The 4,227-nt window shown below is 64.0% G+C and carries 4 protein-coding genes and 1 pseudogene; all 5 read left to right on the top strand.

Going from position 1 to position 4,227, the window contains the following annotated elements; translation table 11 throughout:
• The coding region (locus tag VZ95_RS17370; protein WP_045776980.1) for a 2-dehydro-3-deoxygalactonokinase at positions 1-229 on the top strand (229 nt) is incomplete at its 5' end.
• 2 nt (positions 230-231) lie between these two features.
• Positions 232-861, top strand: a complete 630-nt coding sequence (locus VZ95_RS17365) for a 2-dehydro-3-deoxy-6-phosphogalactonate aldolase (protein WP_045776979.1) — start codon at positions 232-234, stop codon at positions 859-861.
• A gap of 11 nt (positions 862-872) precedes the next feature.
• A complete protein-coding gene (locus VZ95_RS17360) occupies positions 873-2,645 on the top strand; it encodes an IlvD/Edd family dehydratase (RefSeq protein ID WP_045776978.1) in 1,773 nt (590 codons plus the stop codon).
• 10 nt (positions 2,646-2,655) lie between these two features.
• Positions 2,656-3,543: an SMP-30/gluconolactonase/LRE family protein gene (locus VZ95_RS17355; protein WP_052711897.1), complete on the top strand. Its 888-nt coding sequence runs from the start codon at positions 2,656-2,658 to the stop codon at positions 3,541-3,543.
• Between the two features lie 92 nt (positions 3,544-3,635).
• Positions 3,636-4,227, top strand: a pseudogene (locus tag VZ95_RS17350) (hypothetical protein); the annotation flags it as partial.

Raw genomic sequence — 4,227 nt, 5'->3', positions numbered from 1 at the left:
CGCGCTGGCCGATTACCTCTCCGGCCTGCTGATCGGCGCGGAAGTGGCGGCAGCGCTGCCCGAGTGCGGCAGCGGCCCCGTTCCCGTCATCGCCAGCGCGGCGCTCGCCGACCGCTACGCCTGGGCGCTGACCCTCAGAGGCTATACCGCCCAACCGATTTCAGGCGATGCCGCCGCCGTGGCCGGGCTCGCCCGCTTCGCCACCGCCTATCTTAGCCAAGGACGCTGATTATGAGCTTCTGGTCTGCCATCGAAGCGCTGCCGCTGGTCGCCATTCTGCGCGGCCTGAAACCCGATGAGGCGGAAGGCGCTGCCGAAGCCCTGATCGACGCTGGGTTCCGCTGCATTGAAGTGCCGCTGAACTCGCCGCAGCCGTTCGACTCCATCGCCCGGATCGTGCGCCGCTTCGGCGATCACGCGCTGATTGGGGCGGGCACCGTGACGACGGAAGCCGAGGTTGCGCGCCTGAAGGACATCGGCGCGCGCGTCATTGTCTCGCCCCATACCGACCCCGCCGTGATCCGCGCCGCCAAAACCGCCGGGATGTATGCACTGCCGGGCTTCTTCACCGCGTCGGAGGCTTTTTCGGCCCTCAACGCAGGCGCGGACGGGCTGAAGCTTTTCCCCGCCGAAGCCGCCTCGCCGCAGATGGTGAAGGCCTTAAAGGCCATTCTGCCCCCTGCCGCGCCGCTGTTTGCCGTGGGCGGCGTCACCCCGGACGGCATGCGCCCGTGGTTGGCCGCCGGCGCACAAGGTTTCGGGCTGGGATCAGCCCTCTATAAGCCGGGGATGGACCCGGCCACCGTTGGCACCAATGCCCGCGCCTTCGTGGCGGCCTGGGCGACCTCCTCTTCCCGCTAAGGATTCGCCCGATGACCAAACTCCGCAGCCGCGAATGGTTCGATAATCCAGAAAACCCCGATATGACCGCGCTCTACTTGGAGCGCTACATGAACTACGGCATCACGCGGGAGGAGTTGCAGTCGGGTAAGCCGATCATCGGCATCGCCCAGACCGGCAGCGATCTGTCCCCCTGCAACCGCCATCACATCGAACTGGCCCAGCGCGTGCGCGACGGCATTCGCGACGCGGGCGGGATTCCGATTGAATTCCCCGTGCACCCGATCCAGGAAACCGGCCGTCGCCCGACGGCGGCGATTGACCGCAATCTCGCCTATCTCGGGCTGGTCGAAGTGCTGCATGGCTATCCGATTGACGGCGTCGTTCTCACCACCGGCTGCGATAAAACCACCCCCGCCTGCCTGATGGCCGCCGGGACGGTCGATATTCCGGCTATCGTGCTCTCAGGCGGGCCGATGCTCGACGGGCATTGGCAGGGCAAGCTTGCCGGGTCGGGCACGATCATTTGGTCGTCGCGCAAGCAGCTTGCCACCGGCGAGATCGATTATCAGCAGTTTATGGACGCCGCCGCCGCCTCGGCACCGTCGGTCGGCCACTGCAATACGATGGGCACGGCCCTGTCGATGAATGCCGTCGCCGAAGCTTTGGGCATGTCGCTGCCCTACTGCGGCTCGATCCCGGCCCCCTATGCCGCGCGCGGCCATATGGCCTATGAAACCGGGCGGCGGATTGTGGCGATGGTGGCCGAAGAGCTGACCCCGCGCAAAGTGATGACGCGCCCGGCGTTCCTGAACGCGATCCGCACCGCCTCGGCGATTGGCGCGTCAACCAACTGCCCGCCGCATCTGATTGCGATGGCCCGGCACGCTGGGGTCGAATTGACCTTGGAGGATTGGCAGACCTACGGCCATGACATCCCCCTGCTGGTCGATTGCCAACCGGCGGGGCGTTTCTTGGGCGAAGCCTTCCACCGGGCGGGCGCGGTGCCCGCCGTGATGGCCGAACTGTTGCGCGCGGGAAAACTCGACGGCGCGGCGATCACCGTCACCGGCAAGCCGATCGGCGATATTCTGGCGAGCGTTCCGGCGGGCGACCCCGAAGTGATCCGCCCCTATGGCAATCCACTGAAAGAGGCTGCGGGTTTCGTCGTGCTCAGCGGCAATCTGTTCGACAGCGCCCTGATGAAAACCAGCGTGATCGACCCGGATTTCCGCGCGCGCTACCTGTCGAACCCGGCCGACCCGGAAGCCTTCGAAGCCCGCGCCATCGTGTTCGACGGGCCGGAGGATTACCATTCCCGCCTCAACGATCCGGCTTTGGACATCGACGAGAACTGCATTCTCGTTATTCGCGGCTGCGGCCCCATCGGCTATCCCGGCTCGGCGGAAGTCGTGAATATGCAGCCGCCCGATGCCCTGATTCAGCGCGGGATTATGGCGCTGCCGACCTTGGGGGACGGGCGGCAGTCCGGCACCTCCGGCAGCCCTTCGATCCTGAATGTATCGCCGGAGGCGGCGGCAGGCGGCGGGTTGGCGTGGCTGAAAACCGGCGACCGCATCCGCGTCGATCTGCGCACGCGCACCGTCGATGTGCTGCTGCCCGCCGAGGATTGGGCGGCGCGTAAAGCCAATGAGCCGGCGCAACCGGAAATCCCGACGAGCCAGACGCCGTGGCAGGAGATGTACCGCAAATCGGTCGGGCAGTTGCAGACCGGCGGCTGTCTCGATTTCGCCACCGCCTATCATCAGGTCGCCGCCCGCAGCACGCTGCGCCACTCCCATTGAGGCCGAGACGATGACCGATCCCGTTCTGACCCAGCTTACCGAAACACCGTGCAAACTCGGCGAAGGTCCGGTCTGGCACGAAGGGGCGCTCTGGTGGGTGGATATCAAACAGCCGAGCCTGCATCGGCTGGCGGGCGGCCTCAAGGGTGGGGCCTATCAGCGCTTCGCCCTGCCCGAGCCCGTGGGCGCGGCGGTACCGACCACGGCGGGTGATTGGCTGGTTGGGCTAAAATCGGGCGTGTATCGCTTCACGCCCGAAACCGGCGCGCTCGCCGCTTTCGCCACGCTGGAACCCGATATGCCGGGCAATCGGCTGAACGATGGCAAGGTCGATCCGCACGGGCGCTTCTGGATCGGCAGCATGGACGATGCCGAAAACGACGCGACGGGACAGTTCTACTGCCTCTCCGGCACGCCGCCCCGCATTGCAGAATTGCCCGTGCAGTTTACGGTCACGAACGGTCTCGGCTGGTCGGGCGACGGCAGTCGGATGTATCTCACCGATAGCGCCAATCGCACGATTTTTTGCGCGCCCTACGATCCTGCGACAGGAACGGTCGGCGAGCGCCGCGTTTTCGCGCAACTGACTGAGGACGAAGGCTATCCCGACGGGCTCTGCATCGATGCCGACGATCACGTTTGGTCCTGCCACTGGGACGGCGCGCGCCTCACCCGCTACCGCCCGGACGGCAGCCGCGAACGGGTTATTCCCTTGCCGTTCAATCGTCCAACCTCCTGCTGTTTCGGCGGTGCAGCATTGGACACGCTCTATGTAACATCCGCCCAAGACAAGACCGGGCAAGGCGGGTTCGTTTGGGCAGTTAACGGGCTTAAGCAGCCAAATAATTTGACGTATGCGTCACTCTACGGGGTGAAATCGACTCTTTTCGTCGGATAATACTTTTGTCTTTCTTTACCATCGGTGTAGCATGATCGTAATGAAGCGCGCAAAGCGTCGGACAACGACCGGCTTCATCGGGGAGGAAAAACATGCGACTAACGATTAAAGCGAAGCTATTCGTTGCGCTGGCGGGCTTGGCCGCGCTGGCGGCAGTCGGCGGCGGGGCGGCTCTTTGGGCCTACAACAGTATCGGCGTTGCTTTTACCATCGTGCAGGATGAAAACCTACCGGCGGTGGCGGTGGCGGGCGATTTGAAAGCGGAGGCGAATGCAATCGCCGCCAGCGCGCCCGCTTTGGCCGATGCGCCCGATTTGGCAAACCTTGAAGCCAGCAAGATCACGCTCGATAATCGCATCGAAAAACTCTGGGATCTGACGCGCAAGCTCAAATCGAACGAGCGCCTGACCGAAATGGTCAAACAGTTCAATGAGCAGGTCAGCGCTGTCCATAAAGCCCGCGAAGGCTATTTGAATGCCGAAGAAGATTTGCGCGCGCGCCTCGCCAATATCACCGTAACCTCGCGGGTTTTGAACGATCGGCTGGCCCCAATCAACGAGAAGGCCCGGTTTCATCTGTCGCTATCGCTCACCGAAGTGCCGCTCGAACTCTCCAATGACTTCGAGAAGGGTTTGAGTATGCTCCAGGGGCTCGCGGAAACCCATTTCCCGCTCTATGAGGAAA

It is taken from the genome of Elstera litoralis (genome assembly GCF_000963705.1).
Classification (GTDB): domain Bacteria; phylum Pseudomonadota; class Alphaproteobacteria; order Elsterales; family Elsteraceae; genus Elstera; species Elstera litoralis.
The sequence above is the reverse complement of the archived record's forward strand: the minus strand, read 5'-3'. Positions and strand labels throughout refer to the sequence as shown.